The following is a 15,288-nucleotide window of genomic DNA, read 5'->3' as shown; positions in this document are numbered from 1 at the left end:
TGTCAGTCACAGCCCTGTGCAGCTTTCCTTTCTCGACAGATTTTTCAAGTTAAGAGAAAACGGTACCGATGTACGTACAGAATTACTGGCAGGTCTGACGACTTTCCTGACCATGGCGTATATCATTTTCGTCAACCCCTCTATCCTTGGCGATGCTGGCATGCCCAAGGATGCGGTGTTTGTCGCCACCTGTGTGGCTGCCGCAATCGGTACCATGATCATGGGCCTGTATGCCAACTACCCCATGGCGCTGGCACCGGGCATGGGTCTGAATGCCTATTTCACTTATGCCGTCGTCAAGGGCATGGGCATACCCTGGGAAGCAGCGCTGGGTGCGGTGTTTATTTCCGGCTGTCTGTTTGTCGCCGTCAGTGTCTTCAAATTACGCGAGATGATCGTCAATGGTATACCGCGTTCCATACGCACTGCCATCACGGTAGGTATAGGCTTGTTCCTGGGTCTGATCGCACTGAAGAATTCAGGCATAGTGGTTGCCAATCCAGCGACCATGGTGGGTATTGGTGACTTGCATAAGCCACAGCCTATTTTGGCAATATTGGGTTTCTTCCTCATCGTGGCGCTGGACCGCTACCGTATCAAAGGCTCCATCCTGATCGGCATACTGAGTGTGACGGTATTGAGTTTTTTCTTTGCCGGTAATACCTTCCACGGTGTCGTGTCCATGCCGCCTTCGCTCGATCCTACCCTGTTCAAGCTGGATATCATGGGGGCACTTTCCGTCGGTATCCTGAATGTGGTACTGGTATTTTTTCTGGTGGAATTGTTTGATGCAACAGGTACTTTGATGGGCGTTGCCAGCCGTGCCGGTTTGCTGGTCAACGGTAAAATGGAAAGACTGAACAAGGCACTGCTGGCTGACAGTACGGCCATCGTTGCAGGTTCTTTTTTGGGCACTTCCAGCACGACAGCTTACATAGAAAGCGCGGCCGGTGTGGAAGCCGGAGGCCGTACAGGTTTGACAGCCGTGGCTGTCGGTCTGCTGTTCCTGGCCTGTTTGTTTATTGCGCCGCTGGCTAGCGTGGTTCCATTCTGTGCTACTGCTCCTGCCCTGTTCTATGTGTCTTGCCTGATGTTGCGTGAACTGGTTGAAATCGATTGGACAGACACCACAGAAAGCGTGCCTGCCGCCATCACCGCTTTGTTGATGCCTTTCACCTATTCAATTGCAACAGGTGTCGCATTTGGCTTTATTGCATTTGCAGTCCTGAAATTGTTGAGCGGACGTGCCAAAGAAGTCAAGGTCATCGTCTGGCTGATTGCCGGGGTATTCCTGTTCAAGTTTATTTATCTGGGTGCAGGTTGAAGCAAGTATATAAACGAAGCTACAGCTAAAGACAGCGCAGGAAACTGCGCTGTCTTTTTTTGTGATATTTTTTATGAGCCAAATAATATTTGCTGCATACTCCCTCATATTGTGACAAGCGCATCAGAACTAAATTAGTCAGATGGAGTATTCATGTTAGTCGTAAGAAGTGCGGGTGAAGCTGATAATCAGCAGATACGCAAGCTGGTGCAGGCATCACTTGCCAGCTTCAAACTCGTGGTTGAGTTTGATGGTCTGGATGCAGCCATAGGTTCAGCAGGCTTACCTGCAAGTAAAAATCTCATCGAACTAGTTGCCGAATTGGATCAACAGGTGTGTGGCTGCATCGCCCTGGAAGCGTTTGAAACGGTAAATGCGCAAGAAGCAAAAGTGTTTGGCTTTCATGTTGATCACCGCTATCGTGGCAAGGGCATAGGGCGCAGTTTGTTGATGGCCTTGATGTCTGAAGCGAAACTAAGGGGGCTCAAAACCCTGCATCTCGACACCTGGGACAGCATGCACAGCGCGATCCGTCTTTATGAGTCTCTGGGCTGGATGCCAGCCCCTGATCCCGCGCCTGAATCAGGGGCGAACCGCTCCTATGTTTTTACTATCAGTTGAGTTAGCATGAACAGATTATGCGATGAGGTGAAACATGAGCGATGCACAGACCGAATATGACAAACTGACCAAAAAGCTGACAGCGACAGCCTCAGCAGAACCTGGCCAGATGTTTGGCAAGGCATGTCTTAAAATCAATGGCAAAGCCTTTGTCGCCCTGCATAAAGAGACGGTGGTATTCAAATTGACAGGCGATGAACATGCAAAGGCGATTGCACTGGAGGATGCCGTCTTGTGGGACCCCTCAGGCAAAGGCCGACCGATGAAAGAATGGGTGGCTCTGAGCGCAACGCACGGTAAGAAATTCCCTGTCCTGGCACAGGCTGCGCTTGAGTATGCGCAATCCCTGACCTGAAGTGACAATGAAAAAATCGCTGACTCCATTTTTATTACTTGCCGCTGGTCTGCTCTGTGACAATGGGTATGCCAGTGAGGCACGCTGGGTGCATGGCTCCTGGGTCAATGTGCGTGCAAAACCAGAAGCGAATGCTGAGGTATTGACGCATCTGGTGGCAAATACGCAGGTGCAAATGGATGCTGCTGCGTCCAGCGCGAAATTCTGCGCCATCACCTGGGGTGAAGGGCAACATGGTTTTATTGCCTGCAATTTATTGGGTGACAAAGCTTTGCGAGTGGAAAACTTTGTCGATAGTAATAACCGGACTGGCGATAGCACCAATTATTTTCCGGCGCGCAGCTTCTGGATAGGACCCAGTTTAAAGCGACTGCAAGATGCTGGCTCCTACTTCCAGGAAACCATGCTCAGTCCACAGCAAAAAGCGCTGGAAACGGTAGACAGTAATTTTGTATGGGAGAAACGGCCAGCGCTCAAGCGCTACCCTATCCCTGAATTTGAAGCCATGAAGCAGCGCATGATGGCCGGTATCATCGAACCAGCTTCACCTTATTTCCAGCCTCCCTCTCCATGGGAAGAATTACTGAAGCTGGCAAAGTCTGAGGAATTACCCAGCCCAAAGGTTGCAGAGGCGACTGCCAGTTTGCATTCATCCCTGTTTTATCCTGGCGTGCTGGTCATGTTGCGGCAACTGGATTTACCTGCAGCAGCACCTTCGTATTTCAAATCACTGGATGAACTGGGCAGGCCTTCTGCGGGTCCTGAAGAAATCTCCAGGCAATATCAGATGCCGTATGCGATCAAACCAGTCAGCGGACCGTATTGGAATGAATACGAACCGGCAGGTAATTACGTCATAGGTTGGTGGGACCTGGGCAAGACCGATGTATTCCTGCAAAAACCGGTGATCAAAAACCTGCTCATGCTGGATGGCCGCGTCAAATCAAAAAACTCAGATTTAAAATACAGCCTGGGTGTGGATAACTGTAAACAGGGTTTTCGTTTTATAGAATCTGAAGATCAGCCTGAACCTGTAAAGAGCCTGGCGCAAAGGAGACTGGAAAGTTTACATGCCAGAACAAAAGAGGAAGCGCTCTTGTATTTTTATACCCCTGGCCAATTACCCACATTGCAGGGTCAGGCGAAAGTGACGACACAAGCGCCAGTCAAACTCCAATACGATAGCAAGGCAAAATCGAATACGCATGAGCATTTTTCTCAGGCCAGCATCACCAGCATAGACCTTGACAATGATGGCGTTGCCGATTTTGTGATTGCTGAGGCCTGGCACCGCGGCATCATGCTAGCCAGTGCCGTCCATCAACCCGCTTACAGAATGATATTCGTCAATGCAGGGGGGCGCTGGTATTTATTCGATATTGACCAGTACCTGATCTGTGGTTGCTAAAACCTGTGCTGCAATAAACCTTCTGCCAGAAAATCAAATACCGTCCGGACACGTTTACTGGAATTAAGTTCCCGATGCGTGGTCAGCCATACTGGCAGAGATGGTAATTCCTGTTCTACCAATACCCGTTCCAGATCTGGATTTCGCTCTGCCAGCCAGCGCATGACCACACCGACACCCAGGCCTTGTTGTATGGTTTGCCAGTTGACCAGATAGTTATCACAGCGAAAGTCGAAAAAGCTGCGGTCTATCTGTATGCCAGCTGCGCGGAAGCCTGAGATATATTGGTCAGACTGATCCAGTCCCAGCCAGCGATATCTTTGCATCATGGCCAGCGGGTTGTTTTGCTCATGTTCTGACAGTATGGGCAAACCCGCCAGATAATCTTTATGCGCATAAATGCCTATGGGCCAGTCCGTCAGATGACGGGCAATCAGGGCTGACTGGGCAGGCCTGATCATGCGTATGGCGATGTCGGCTTCGCGTTCCAGCAAGTTACTGATCTGGTTGCTGGCGACCAGTTCTATCTGGATTTCCGGATGCTGTTGCGCCAGCTGGCGCAACAGGGCGGGCAAGACAAAACCCGATACCATTTCACTGGCTGTGATCCTGACCGTACCTTGCATGTCATTATTTTGTGTGGCAGCAGCCATACCCAGTGAGCGCGCCGCTGTCATCATGACCCTGGCGGGTTCTACCAGATTTTCGCCCGTAGGTGTCAGCTTAAGGCCACGTGCTACTCTTTCAAACAAGGCGGCGCCTATACTGCTTTCCAGTTCGGCGATCTGGCGTGACAGGGTAGGCTGGCTCAGTCCCATGGCCTCGGCTGCGCGGGTCAGTGACCCCTGCTCGACGACCGCAACAAAGCTGCGTATCAGGTTCCAGTCGGTCTGGGTAGGGTCGAATGCAAGCTTGGACATATTTGTTCCAGAGGTTATCCAGTGTGCCGGTCAGGTAGTTGCAAAAGTCTGCTATCTGGACTGATTGTAATGCATCGCTGACTTTGACAACAGGCATGTACTTTTCAAGAAAATATGCGGCCCGCGCTCTGCAAGAAATTTCATAGCAGAGTATATTCAGGTCTCTTTCCTGTTTAGCACATTTCGCAACCATGTCTGAAACCAGTACTGTGATTATCGTTGGTAGCTCCAGAAGCACAGGCAATACTGCTGAACTGGCTATCGCCATTGCCAGCAAACTCAAGGCCAGCATCATCGACCTGAATCAATACCAGATCGCGCCTTTCGATTATGAATTCAGGAACCGCGATGATGATTTCTTGACGCTGATGAAGCAGGTGCTCAGCTTTGACCGCATCATACTGGCAACCCCTATGTACTGGTATGCACCCAGCGCTATCATGAAGACTTTCATGGACAGGATTTCTGATTTGCTGAAAGTTGAAAAAGACCTGGGACGGCAATTACGCAGCAAGAAAGCAGCTCTGCTGGGCACGGGTTGTGATGCCATACCCGCCGCCTGCTTTGAACAAGTCTTTCAACTGACGTTTGCTTATCTGGGCATGGCTTACCAGGGCATGTTGTATGCAAGCTGTGAAAAGGACTTTGTCCATGACCAACATCTGCTTGCCATAGAACGATTTACGGAGAGCCTGCATGCTGAATGAAACACAAGTCGACGCCTATCTGCACAGGCTGACATATCAGGGACCGCGGCGGGCTGATCTGCAAACGCTGACCGCCTTGCACCAGGCACATTTGCAGCGCATTGCTTTTGAAAACCTCGATATCAGTCTCGGCAAGAAACTGGATTTATCGACCGATGCCTTGCTGGATAAACTATTGCGACAGGGCCGTGGTGGTTTTTGTTATGAACTGAACCAGGCCTTTGCGCTCTTGCTGGAAACACTGGGTTTTGGCGTCAGCCGCTTGTCTGCCTGCGTGCATAATGGCAAGGACTACGGGCCAGACTTTGATCACATGCTTTTGCTGGTAAGCGTGGATGGACAAGACTATCTGGCCGACGTGGGCTTTGGCGATTGCTTTCGTACACCGCTGCGATTAGGCGGTGAGGGCGTGCTTGAACTGGGCTTGCGCTATTACCTGGCAGTGGATGATGAGCAGCATTATGTGCTCATGCAGACCAGGGATGATAGTGTCGGGCATGCACAATACCGCTTCAGTGCGAGGGCTCATCCTATCAGCGATTTTTTTGAAATGTGTGAATATCAGCAGACTTCACCGGCATCGCATTTTACGCAAAAGTCGATATGCTCGATTGCCACAGCCAAGGGTCGCATCAGCATATCCAACAATAAATGCATCATCACCGATGAGCAAGGACGGCATGTGCATAGCATTCACAATGCAGATGAATACCGCGCCTTGCTATTGGAACATTTTGCCATGCACTTGCCCGTGGATACCGATATCAGCAAATTACTGGCACGCCATCACTGAACTGGGCGTCCGGCTCAAGGCAGAGGAAATATCAGGCAGGTCGTCGTGGCATGCGCATATACCTTGCCTGCCGCATCGACGATACGACCTTCTGCCGTGCCTACCTGCTTGCCCACCTGTATCACCTTGCCCTCGGCGCGTACTGGCCCGGTCTTGCTGTTCATGGCGCGTATCAGATTGACCTTGATTTCCAGCGTGGTATAACCGACACCTGCAGGCAGCATGGATTGCACAGCACAACCCACCGCTGAATCCAGCAGTGTGCAGAAATAACCGCCATGTACACTGCCCAGTGGATTGTAATGCTGCAAACCCGGCGTCCCCTGGAAGACGATGCGGCCAGCCTCGCCCTCTACCGGGATGAAGTCCAGGGTCTTGCCTATATGGGCAACCGGATATTTCCCTTCCAGAATGCCGCGCAGGAAATCAATACCGCTGACGGCTTTCAACTGGTCCAGGCCCAGCACACCAGGTTCTGCCATGCGGGCGCGGACTGCGGCTTCCTGTTCCTGCCATTGTTTCAGGACTGCAGTTGGGTCAATCTTTGGGTCAATCTTTGCATCTGTCATCATGCTTCCTTCTTTGGAAATAAGATCATTTGGGTACAGCGGAACAGGGCAATGGTCTTGCCCTGATAACTGACGATGGCATCCCAGACCTGGGTCGTACGGCCCAGATGGACAGCAGTGGCAATCACGCTGATGGTGCCTTCGCGGGCGGTGCCCAGGTGGTTGGACTTCAATTCAATGGTGGTAAAGCTTTGTGCGCCTTCAGGCAGGCTGGCGACGCAGCCATAGCCGCAGGCAGTATCTGCCAGGGTGACGACGCTGCCAGCATGCAGGTAGCCATTGGGGGCCAGCAAATGTGGCTGTACTGGCAACTCTGCCGTGACCTTGCCTTTTTCCACACTGAGGATATTGATGCCCAGATGGCCGGGCAGGAATTTGGCACCAAACTGGTTGAGGCGCTGTGCCTGCTCTGCTGCACTGTTGTCTGTATCTGCTGTCGTCATGATTGTTTCCTGTGTCGCTATTAATATCCGTTCTGTATTCTAGATATTGCAGGAAAAGACGGACAGTGTCAGTATTGACTCTTTTAATGCAGATTGCGACAAATGGCACATATCGAAGTCTGGCTCTACCCTCAATGCATGGCATCTGCGGTCACTGGCCCGCTGGATGTGTTTGCGGTCGCCAATGCCATCTGGTCACTCAAGAACGTCGATGAAGTAGATCCCCTGTTCACCTGGAGCACCCATTCCATCGATGGCAAGCCTGTCATGACGCCCGCCAGAGTCAGCCTCGGTGCCGATGCCTGCATACAGGCCGACAGCAAGGCGGATATCATTTTATTGCCTGGCCTGTATATGGAAAACGGCATTACCGGCCTGACCAGCAGCATGCATGCCATGCGTGAACTATTCCCCATATTGCGCGCCAGACATGCACAGGGCTGTGTGCTGGCAGCCAATTGCAGCGCCACCTTCTTGCTGGCGGAAGCCGGTTTGCTGGATGGCGGCCATGCGACCACTACCTGGTGGCTGGAGAGAGCATTCAAGACCCGTTATCCTGAAGTCAGCCTGCGTTTGTCTGAAGTGCTGGATGAATATGAAAATATCCTGACCAGCGGTGCCGCTACCAGCTTCCTGAATCTTGCCTATCATCTGGTGGAGCGCTTTGGCGGCCACGATATTGCCAGTGGTGTCGCCAAGACTTTGCTGATCGATGCCAACCGCACTTCGCAAATGCCCTATATGCAAATGCTGAGCCTGACCCAGCAAGACACTCACCAGCATGAAAATGTTCTGGTACAGCGTGCGCAAAAATGGCTGAGCCTGAATCACCACCTGCCTTTCCGTCTGCCTGCTCTGGCCGAGCATCTGGCAGTCAGTGAGCGTACCGTGATACGGCATTTTCACCAGACCCTGGAAACCACGCCAGCCACCTATGCACAGCAAGTCAAGATGGACATTGCCAAGCGCTTGCTGGAAACCACCACGCTGACGCTGGAACAAGTGGCAGAACGCACAGGCTATAGCGACCCCAGCTCTTTCCGCCGCCTGTTCAAACGACATTCTGGCTTGTCACCAGCCAGCTACCGTGAACAATTCAGACCGGCAAAACGGGCTGTCAGCACAGTGTAAGCAGATCTATTCAATACTATGCCTCTCAGTGTAAATTAATATAATATACACAAAGCATATCAAAAATTTATTGTAATTTCTTTGTGGAAATTATGTCCGGCTTTATCTATATAATGGTGCCATGCACAAAGTACCCGGAAAAAGAAAAGTTTCTTATGGCACCGATCCTGTCGCGCCAGCAGTTCCCGCTACGCCTGCTGATCAGCCCACGGTAGCGGAACAGGCGGCTGTTCCAGCTACAGCCGCGGCACCAGGCTTTAACTCGCTATCAGGCAATCCGGATCTGGGTGATGTCATCGTCGTGCAAGACTTGTCCCAGTCGCAAAACCCGGCGATTGCCGATACGCTGGCCAAGTTCAATGTCGTCAAAACGCAGTTACTGCGTTCACATACGCGTTATCTGGTGAAATGGGAAATCGCCCTGATACATCAAGGCCTGGATCAACAAAACAGTTATTACGGCAGGGTCAATGACATTTCTGAAAATGGCCTCAGCATGTTTTGTGACTACAATGTGTTTTTCAATGGCAGGGTGAAGCTCATTATGTCGCTACCACCTTTGCATATAGGTGCGCCGGTACAAAAAATCGAAGTCGAGAGCAGGATGGTGTACACCATACTCTCACAATATGCTTTCCGCATCGGTCTGGAATTTTTGAATTTCCGCGATGGTGAAAAGAAAATCCTGATGGACAGGCTGGAAAGCAGTAATGCAGCGCTGAGACCTGGTAATGCCTGAGCTGGATTAATCTGGTTTAATCCCCGCCACCGCCGCAACCTCCGCCACAGCCGCCGCTACAACCCGAACTATCCCCACCGCTGTCACTGCCGCCATTGCTATCAATACTGCTGCCACCAGTGTGCTGGCCATCACCAAAGTCATAAGAAGTATCGCTACTGCCTGCGCCATAAAAGTCGCCGCCGCAATACACCGTGCCATCACCGTTGCTGCGCAAGGCACTGCAATTGGGTTCATAACGGAAACCGTCAGCGATATTCCATTTTGCATCCAGGGCAAATAACAGGGGCAGGCGGGTGGCCCGGCGTGGATTGATATTTTCTTCCAGACAGGCAAACCACCAGGTACGGCGCAGACCCTCGTTGCTGCGCTGGCTGGCTCCCAATACAGCTGCCGGGGTATGGTGCATGTAACGGCCAAAGGCTTTTGTACAGAATTGTTCGTAGTTTTTTGTATAGAGTATAAATTCATGCCACAAGTCATCGACAACCTGGGAAGGCATGGAAATATGCTTGAAACCGGATTTCAGGTAGACCAGGAAAAACTGGCGCAGGGCCCGTGCGACCAGTTGCTGATCTTTTAATGCCAGATCAGGGCGCTGTTTGTGTAGCCTTTCCAACAGTCCGGGTGGAAACATGTAACTACGTATATAGTCAGCCTGCGCAGCACGCCTCCACCGTATCCAGACCACCAGCAGACTGACAGCCAGTACCAGGACAAGGATGCTAAGTAAGATGGACATAAGTATTCTTGCTCTCGATCAATAGAATTTAACAAAAACTTGCGCCATGCATGCTTTGCGCCAAAGCAATTTTGGCATAGTATGGAAACAAAGTGGATTTAGTTAACTGCCAGGACTGACACAAATGTTCCGGCAAGGCAACAGTGGTGAATGAACATTCGTATCGCCATGAGCTGCACGCCGCCGTAGCAGTTTTGCATAGGCCCTGCGAAACAAAAACACACCGTAGCTTATTTCAGGCTGGGTCTGAGATACCAGATTTTCTCTTCCTAAGACTCTGCTATGTTTGTTTTATACAAAAGTTTTTCCAAGAGGCTTATCTGAAATCTTTTCATCATGCAAATGCTTGTCTGAACAGTGCCAGCAAATTATTGTGTGATAGCTCAGGCTGGCATGTAGCTTGCATGTAATGGAGTAATAGATTTTCAGGCAGCAAGCCCGCCAGATTAAAGATGTTAAGTAAGCACGACCTCGTATTACCGTATTTCTTTCTGGGAGATTCACTATGAATTTGCGTCACTTGCGCATAGGAACCCGACTCGCCGTGGGCTTTGGTGTAATACTCGCTACGCTGGTACTCATACTGGTCATCGATAGTATTTTCAGCGCCAGCAACCGCAAGGACATGGTTGCCGGACTGGAGCTTTCCCACAGCAAAAGTGAACTTGCTGCCACCATGAAAAGCAGCATGCTGGAAGGTGGCATTGCCATACGCAATATCGGCCTGCAAAGCGATATTGGTGAAATCGACAAACAAAAAACCATTTCCAAAAAACAGCAAGCCCGTTTTGCCGAAGCCCGCGAAAAACTCGTTGCCCTGGGTCTCAGCGATGAAGAAAAGAAAATAGTCGACAGCGTTTCTGAATTCGACAAGCAAATTGACGTGCCCATCAAAGAAGCCATGAAAATGCTGCTGGCCTTTAATGGTGAAGAAGCGGTCAAACTCATTGCCACCCAGGTTGACCCACTGCAACAAAAAGCCTTGCTTGAAATCAATAAACTGGTGGATATCCAAAACAAATCAGCCTCTGAATTGTCTGCCATTGCCGAAAGCAAGGGCAAGCAACTGACCATGACACTGTTCGCCATTGGTGCAGTCATACTGTTATTTGGTGCGGGATTTTCCATCTTCCTGACACGCAGCATCACCACACCTTTGCGGGATGCCGTCTCGATTGCCAAGCGCGTTGCTGCGGGTGAGCTTACTTTCCGCGAAGCCTCTGACGGCACGGATGAAATCAGTGAGCTGCTGAATGCACTCAAGGAAATGAGTGACAACCTGCACAATATCGTCAGTGAAGTCAGGCAGGGTACTGACGCCATTGCGATTGCCGCAGTAGAAATCTCTACGGGTAACTCTGACCTTTCTTCCCGTACTGAAAACCAGGCTGGTGCGCTGGAAGAAACCGCCAGCTCCATGGAAGAAATTACCGCCACTGTCAGACACAATGCCGATAATGCCAGACAGGCCAATGGCCTGGTTACTTCTGCATCCAACTTTGCCATCAAGGGTGGTGAAGAAGTGGGCAAGGTCGTGCATACCATGAACTCCATCAAGGAAAGCTCACGCAAGATTGTCGACATCATCAGCGTCATCGACGGTATTGCCTTCCAGACCAATATCCTGGCGCTGAATGCGGCAGTGGAAGCGGCCCGTGCCGGTGAACAGGGGCGCGGCTTTGCTGTCGTGGCATCCGAGGTGCGTAACCTGGCCCAGCGCAGTGCCAGTGCCGCCAAGGAAATCAAGACTCTGATCGGTGACTCGGTTGAAAAAGTCGATGCTGGTGGCAAGCTGGTCGATGCGGCGGGCAAGACCATGACTGAAATCGTCAGCTCGGTCAAACATGTAGCGCAGATCATGGCAGAGATCACGGCGGCTGGCCAGGAACAAAGTTCAGGCATAGAAGAAGTCAACCGTGCCATCAATCAGATGGATGAAATGACACAACAAAATGCCGCACTGGTAGAAGAGGCAGCAGCAGCAGCCGAGAGTATGGAAGAGCAGGCCAATAACCTGGCCAGAGCTGTCTCGGCTTTCAAACTGGATAATTCTGCAAATACGGTAAGACGGGTACAGCAAGTACAAGCGACACCGGTACGCAACGACTATACTGATGAAGAACCCTCCTTGATCATGGCAACTGCTGGTAAACTGGTGAGGGCATTAGGTTTCAATAAAAATTAGCGGGCTTGTGGGGCAGATTTCCTGCGTCAGGTCTGCTCCAACAAACACATTATGAACAAGTCGGAAGCATTAAAGAGTATCGTTGCGCAAGCCAGCAAGGGCGACCTGGTATTTCCGACCAATGTGAATGCCTCGCTGAAAATACAACAGGCACTCGACGACCCCGATTGCGGCATAGAAACTGCCGCAAAACTGGTCATGACGGAACCCCTGATGTCTGCCCGCGTGGTAGCCATTGCCAATTCTGTTGCCTACAACCGCTTTGGCGGTGGCGTCACCAATATCCGTACTGCCATCACTATACTGGGTTTCAATACCTTACGATCAGTCACTGCTGCTGTTGTCATGCGTCAGCTCAGTGCCGCTGTCTCTGACACTGCCATACGCAGCAAAATGGAAGCGCTGTGGCGTCATTCTGCCTATGTTGCCGCACTGGCACATCTGATTGCCCGTAAGGTCAGCAAGGTGGATGCTGAGACTGCGTTGTTTGCCGGTATCGTGCATGAAGTTGGTGGCTTTTACCTGTTATCACGCGCCCAGGAATTCCCGGCCCTGCTGGAAGTTGATCCTGCCCCGGCAACACCAGATACCCTGGCAGAAACCGATGAAACCTTCATAGGCCGTGCAGTCCTGAATAAATTGCTGGTGCCCAAACGCGTGGTATCAGCCGTAGAAGCCCTGTGGTATGGTATGCGCGTCATGCCGCCAGAAACCCTGGGTGACACCCTGTTGCTAGCCAATGAACTGGCAGCAGTGCCTTCGCCGCTTGACCCACGCTCGCCAGAAAGCATACGCCAGTCAGCATCAGAAATTGATTTTGCGGTTGGGGAAGGCACCCTGCTTTCCATCCTGTCTGAGTCAGCTGAAGAAGTCGATGCCCTGACTGCCTCCCTGATCAGCTAATACTGACGCGAACAAGCGGCTCCCAACGAAGCAGGCAGAAATTCGGCATAATAGCTGTCGCATTTACAATTTTCGCCCATCACAGCAAACTGTCAGGCTAAAGTTGCCAGTCTGCTGCGTCCCTGCCATCTTCAAAGGAAAAACCATGCAATTGAAAAGTTTGCTCCGTTCCGGCCTGTTCAGTTCGTCCATCCTCGCTGGCATCGCCGTGTTTGGCATTCCCGCCATCAGCGCTCACGCTGCCGCACCGATGGTAAAAACCAGCGCACCCGGCTTTTACCGCACCATGCTGGGTGATTTTGAAGTCACTGCCTTGTCTGATGGCACCGTACCCCTGCCTGTCGACAAACTGCTGACCAATACCACGCCAGAAAAAGTTGGCAAGGCGCTCGCCAAATACCATCAGCAGACTCCGGTAGTCACTTCATTCAATGCCTTCCTCATCAATACCGGCAGCAAGCTCATTTTGATCGATAGTGGTGCTGGTGCATTCTTTGGCCCAACGACAGGCAAGCTGCAGGCCAACCTGAAAGCTTCCGGTTACCTGCCTGAACAAGTTGATGAGATCTACATCACTCACATGCACACGGACCACATCGGTGGCCTGGTCGATGGTGACAAAGCTGTATTTCCTAACGCTACCATACGTATAGACCAGCATGACACCGATTACTGGTTAAGCCAGGCCAACCTGGACAAAGCCAAAGCGGACGCCAAAGGCAGTTTTGAAAAGGCCATCGCCATACTGAAGCCCTATGTGCAGGCAGGCAAACTGAAAGCCTTTGAAGGTGATACTGAACTGGTGCCCGGTATCAGAGCGGTAGTAGCTCATGGCCATACCCCTGGTCACAGCACCTATAAAGTTGAAAGCAAGGGCCAGACCCTGATGCTGTGGGGCGACCTGATGCACGTTGCTGCAGTGCAGTTTGACGACCCTACGGTCACCATACAATTTGATAGCGACAGCAAGGCAGCCTATGCGCAAAGACAAAAAGCTTACGCTGATGCAGCGCAGCAAGGCTATCTGGTCGGTGCCGCCCACCTGGCCTTCCCTGCCCTCGGTTATGTGCGCAAAGAAGGCAAGGGCTATGCCTGGACGCCACTCAATTACGCACCTCTGCCATGATCTGAATTGTCATCTGCCTGATTGACAGTCCCCGGCAAATCGGACACAGTGCAAACTCTGTCCTTTGCCGGGATTTTTATGTCTTCTCAGTATCAGAATATCGTCACATCAGTGCCGCTCATTAGTGATGATTTTGACCTGCGCCACCTGCCCGCAGATTTTTACCAGAACCCCTATCCCTATTACCACGCCCTGCGCGAACAGACACCCGTGCGCAAGATGCCGGATGGCTCTTACCTGCTGACACGCTATGCCGACCTGGTGCATGTGTATAAGGATGCAAGGACCTTCAGCTCGGACAAAAAACTGGAATTCAAACCGCGCTACGGCGATACCCTGCTGTATGAACACCACACCAATAGCCTGGTCTTCAATGACCCGCCATTGCACACAAGGGTGCGCCGCCTTATCATGGGTGGCCTGACACCCGCTGCCATGGCAGATACCGAACCCGGCCTCATCAAACTCGTCGATGGTTTGCTGGATCAGATGGAAAACAAGAATGAGGTTGATCTCATCAGCGATTTCGCCTCAGCCATACCGGTAGAAATCATCGGTAATCTGCTGGCCGTGCCGCATGATGAACGCGAACCCTTGCGTGAATGGTCACTCGCCATACTTGGTGCGCTGGAACCCGCCATTACGCCAGAATTTTTTGCCTATGCCAATCAATGTGTTGCAGAATTTCTGGATTACCTGAAACAACTGGTGGCACAACGCCGCCTGCATCCTGGTGACCCGAAAACGGACATGCTGACCCGCCTGATAGAAGGCGAGGCGAATGGTGAAAAACTGACTGAAACCGAGCTCTTGCAAAACTGTGTTTTCCTGCTCAATGCCGGGCATGAAACCACTACCAACCTGATAGGCAATGGCCTGGTTGCCCTGCAGGAATGGCCAGAACAAAAAGCCCGCCTGATCGCCCAGCCAGAAATGATCAATACCGCCATCGAAGAATTTTTGCGCTTTGAAAGTTCCAACCAGTTAGGCAACCGCATGACGACGGTGGATACACAAATTGGCGATATCAATATCGTCGCTGGCAGCCGCATCAGCCTGTGCATAGGCGCGGCCAATCGTGACCCCTTGCAATTCCCTGATCCTGACAAACTCGACATCAGCCGCAGCCCGAACCGCCATCTGGCATTTGCCTCCGGCATACACCAGTGCGCAGGCATGTTTTTGGCACGGCTTGAAGGCCGGGTGGCGATTTCTCGCCTGCTGGCCCGCTTCCCTGATTATGAATTAAGCGCAGCACCCGTCAGAGGTGGGCGCGCACGCTTCCGCGGTTTTTTATCAGTACCCTGCAAACTATAAAACGA

16 protein-coding genes are annotated in these 15,288 nt (G+C 51.5%); 12 read left to right on the top strand and 4 right to left on the bottom strand.

Annotated elements, in window-relative coordinates; all coding sequences use genetic code 11:
• Window positions 1-16 precede the first annotated feature (16 nt).
• From DFR42_RS08205 to DFR42_RS08190, 4 genes are all read left to right on the top strand, one after another.
• Window positions 17-1,324 carry an NCS2 family permease gene (locus tag DFR42_RS08205; RefSeq protein ID WP_245936913.1) on the top strand — a complete coding sequence of 436 codons (1,308 nt, stop codon included), beginning with the start codon at window positions 17-19 and terminating at the stop codon, window positions 1,322-1,324.
• 153 nt (window positions 1,325-1,477) lie between these two features.
• Entirely contained in the window at window positions 1,478-1,945 is a 468-nt protein-coding gene (locus DFR42_RS08200) for a GNAT family N-acetyltransferase (RefSeq protein ID WP_110254501.1), read from the top strand.
• Between the two features lie 34 nt (window positions 1,946-1,979).
• Window positions 1,980-2,300, top strand: a complete 321-nt coding sequence (locus tag DFR42_RS08195; RefSeq protein ID WP_110254500.1) for a hypothetical protein — start codon at window positions 1,980-1,982, stop codon at window positions 2,298-2,300.
• A gap of 7 nt (window positions 2,301-2,307) precedes the next feature.
• On the top strand, window positions 2,308-3,708 hold the full coding sequence (locus DFR42_RS08190; RefSeq protein WP_110254499.1) for an SH3 domain-containing protein: 1,401 nt from the start codon (window positions 2,308-2,310) through the stop codon (window positions 3,706-3,708).
• On the opposite strand, the gene DFR42_RS08185 is transcribed toward DFR42_RS08190, so the two are convergent.
• On the bottom strand, window positions 3,705-4,628 hold the full coding sequence (locus DFR42_RS08185) for a LysR family transcriptional regulator (protein ID WP_110254498.1): 924 nt from the start codon (window positions 4,626-4,628) through the stop codon (window positions 3,705-3,707). The two genes, DFR42_RS08190 and DFR42_RS08185, sit on opposite strands and share 4 nt — an antisense overlap.
• A 191-nt stretch (window positions 4,629-4,819) precedes the next feature.
• On the opposite strand from DFR42_RS08185, the gene DFR42_RS08180 reads away from it, so the two are divergent.
• Entirely contained in the window at window positions 4,820-5,335 is a 516-nt protein-coding gene (locus tag DFR42_RS08180) for a flavodoxin family protein (protein ID WP_110254497.1), read from the top strand.
• Window positions 5,325-6,128 carry an arylamine N-acetyltransferase family protein gene (locus DFR42_RS08175; RefSeq protein ID WP_110254496.1) on the top strand — a complete coding sequence of 268 codons (804 nt, stop codon included), beginning with the start codon at window positions 5,325-5,327 and terminating at the stop codon, window positions 6,126-6,128. The genes DFR42_RS08180 and DFR42_RS08175 overlap by 11 nt, the downstream gene beginning before the upstream one ends.
• Before the next feature lie 14 nt (window positions 6,129-6,142).
• Here DFR42_RS08175 and DFR42_RS08170 read toward each other — a convergent pair whose 3' ends face one another.
• Window positions 6,143-6,697 (bottom strand): PaaI family thioesterase, encoded by a 555-nt coding sequence (locus DFR42_RS08170; protein ID WP_110254495.1) that lies wholly within the window; start codon window positions 6,695-6,697, stop codon window positions 6,143-6,145.
• On the bottom strand, window positions 6,697-7,140 hold the full coding sequence (locus tag DFR42_RS08165) for a PaaI family thioesterase (protein WP_110254494.1): 444 nt from the start codon (window positions 7,138-7,140) through the stop codon (window positions 6,697-6,699). Before DFR42_RS08165 ends, DFR42_RS08170 begins: the two co-directional genes overlap by 1 nt.
• A 102-nt stretch (window positions 7,141-7,242) precedes the next feature.
• On the opposite strand from DFR42_RS08165, the gene DFR42_RS08160 reads away from it, so the two are divergent.
• Window positions 7,243-8,271, top strand: coding sequence for a GlxA family transcriptional regulator (locus DFR42_RS08160; RefSeq protein WP_110254493.1), 1,029 nt, complete (start codon window positions 7,243-7,245; stop codon window positions 8,269-8,271).
• Window positions 8,272-8,392: 121 nt separating this feature from the next.
• Window positions 8,393-9,010, top strand: a complete 618-nt coding sequence (locus DFR42_RS08155) for a PilZ domain-containing protein (RefSeq protein WP_110254492.1) — start codon at window positions 8,393-8,395, stop codon at window positions 9,008-9,010.
• Between the two features lie 16 nt (window positions 9,011-9,026).
• Here DFR42_RS08155 and DFR42_RS08150 read toward each other — a convergent pair whose 3' ends face one another.
• Window positions 9,027-9,752: a glycine-rich domain-containing protein gene (locus DFR42_RS08150; RefSeq protein WP_110254491.1), complete on the bottom strand. Its 726-nt coding sequence runs from the start codon at window positions 9,750-9,752 to the stop codon at window positions 9,027-9,029.
• 505 nt (window positions 9,753-10,257) lie between these two features.
• Between DFR42_RS08150 and DFR42_RS08145 the strand changes: the two genes are divergently transcribed.
• The 4 genes from DFR42_RS08145 to DFR42_RS08130 all read left to right on the top strand — a co-directional run bounded on the left by DFR42_RS08145 (window position 10,258) and on the right by DFR42_RS08130 (window position 15,283).
• The gene (locus DFR42_RS08145; RefSeq protein WP_110254490.1) at window positions 10,258-11,937 is read left to right on the top strand and encodes a methyl-accepting chemotaxis protein; all 1,680 of its coding nucleotides are present in this window, start codon (window positions 10,258-10,260) and stop codon (window positions 11,935-11,937) included.
• Window positions 11,938-11,988: 51 nt separating this feature from the next.
• On the top strand, window positions 11,989-12,840 hold the full coding sequence (locus DFR42_RS08140; protein WP_110254489.1) for an HDOD domain-containing protein: 852 nt from the start codon (window positions 11,989-11,991) through the stop codon (window positions 12,838-12,840).
• Window positions 12,841-12,985: 145 nt separating this feature from the next.
• On the top strand, window positions 12,986-13,966 hold the full coding sequence (locus tag DFR42_RS08135) for an MBL fold metallo-hydrolase (RefSeq protein WP_110254488.1): 981 nt from the start codon (window positions 12,986-12,988) through the stop codon (window positions 13,964-13,966).
• A gap of 78 nt (window positions 13,967-14,044) precedes the next feature.
• Window positions 14,045-15,283, top strand: coding sequence for a cytochrome P450 (locus DFR42_RS08130; RefSeq protein ID WP_110254487.1), 1,239 nt, complete (start codon window positions 14,045-14,047; stop codon window positions 15,281-15,283).
• The last annotated feature ends 5 nt before the right edge of the window (window positions 15,284-15,288 follow it).

The organism is Undibacterium pigrum, assembly GCF_003201815.1.
Lineage (GTDB): Bacteria > Pseudomonadota > Gammaproteobacteria > Burkholderiales > Burkholderiaceae_D > Undibacterium > Undibacterium pigrum.
The sequence above is the reverse complement of the archived record's forward strand: the minus strand, read 5'-3'. Positions and strand labels throughout refer to the sequence as shown.

Excerpts from the sequence above, each read along its gene's own strand:
- DFR42_RS08160 (WP_110254493.1), top strand. The coding sequence starts at position 7,243 with ATGGCACATATCGAAGTCTGGCTCTACCCTCAATGCATGGCATCTGCG.
- DFR42_RS08180 (WP_110254497.1), top strand. The coding sequence starts at position 4,820 with ATGTCTGAAACCAGTACTGTGATTATCGTTGGTAGCTCCAGAAGCACA.
- DFR42_RS08165 (WP_110254494.1), bottom strand. The coding sequence starts at position 7,140 with ATGACGACAGCAGATACAGACAACAGTGCAGCAGAGCAGGCACAGCGC.
- DFR42_RS08150 (WP_110254491.1), bottom strand. The coding sequence starts at position 9,752 with ATGTCCATCTTACTTAGCATCCTTGTCCTGGTACTGGCTGTCAGTCTG.
- DFR42_RS08190 (WP_110254499.1), top strand. The coding sequence starts at position 2,308 with ATGAAAAAATCGCTGACTCCATTTTTATTACTTGCCGCTGGTCTGCTC.
- DFR42_RS08200 (WP_110254501.1), top strand. The coding sequence starts at position 1,478 with ATGTTAGTCGTAAGAAGTGCGGGTGAAGCTGATAATCAGCAGATACGC.
- DFR42_RS08155 (WP_110254492.1), top strand. The coding sequence starts at position 8,393 with ATGCACAAAGTACCCGGAAAAAGAAAAGTTTCTTATGGCACCGATCCT.
- DFR42_RS08130 (WP_110254487.1), top strand. The coding sequence starts at position 14,045 with ATGTCTTCTCAGTATCAGAATATCGTCACATCAGTGCCGCTCATTAGT.
- DFR42_RS08175 (WP_110254496.1), top strand. The coding sequence starts at position 5,325 with ATGCTGAATGAAACACAAGTCGACGCCTATCTGCACAGGCTGACATAT.
- DFR42_RS08140 (WP_110254489.1), top strand. The coding sequence starts at position 11,989 with ATGAACAAGTCGGAAGCATTAAAGAGTATCGTTGCGCAAGCCAGCAAG.
- DFR42_RS08135 (WP_110254488.1), top strand. The coding sequence starts at position 12,986 with ATGCAATTGAAAAGTTTGCTCCGTTCCGGCCTGTTCAGTTCGTCCATC.
- DFR42_RS08195 (WP_110254500.1), top strand. The coding sequence starts at position 1,980 with ATGAGCGATGCACAGACCGAATATGACAAACTGACCAAAAAGCTGACA.
- DFR42_RS08145 (WP_110254490.1), top strand. The coding sequence starts at position 10,258 with ATGAATTTGCGTCACTTGCGCATAGGAACCCGACTCGCCGTGGGCTTT.
- DFR42_RS08170 (WP_110254495.1), bottom strand. The coding sequence starts at position 6,697 with ATGACAGATGCAAAGATTGACCCAAAGATTGACCCAACTGCAGTCCTG.
- DFR42_RS08185 (WP_110254498.1), bottom strand. The coding sequence starts at position 4,628 with ATGTCCAAGCTTGCATTCGACCCTACCCAGACCGACTGGAACCTGATA.